At 55.5% G+C, this 422-nt stretch carries 1 protein-coding gene; it reads left to right on the plus strand.

The genetic code is table 11. The annotated features are described in order from the left end of the window. A partial coding sequence (locus tag BG74_RS15675; protein WP_244267122.1) for a dihydropteroate synthase occupies window positions 1–422 on the plus strand: 422 nt, incomplete at both ends.

The following is a 422-nucleotide window of genomic DNA, read 5'->3' on the forward strand; positions in this document are numbered from 1 at the left end:
AGAAGAGGAAGCAGCACGGGTGGTACCGGTGCTAGTGGCGCTGGCGCAGCGCTTCGACACCTTTATTTCAGTGAATACCTCCAAGGCTCTGGTTATGCATGAAAGTGCAGCGGCTGGCGCCCATATGATCAACGATGTCCGATCGCTCAGCGAACCGGGAGCCCTGGCGGTCGCAGCTGCAAGCCAACTGCCCGTCTGTCTGATGCATATGCAGGGCGATCCGAGCACCATGCAGCAGGCGCCGCACTATGCGAATGTATTAGCGGAGATAGAAGCGTATTTTGTGAGGCAGATTGAGCGCTGTGAAGCAGCCGGCATCAATAAAAATCGTCTGTTGCTCGATCCTGGCTTCGGCTTCGGCAAGACGTTGGAGCATAATTATCAATTGTTGGCCCAGCTGGGAGATTTTCATCGTCTCGGCC

It is taken from the genome of Sodalis-like endosymbiont of Proechinophthirus fluctus (genome assembly GCF_001602625.1).
In the GTDB taxonomy this organism is placed as follows: domain Bacteria; phylum Pseudomonadota; class Gammaproteobacteria; order Enterobacterales; family Enterobacteriaceae.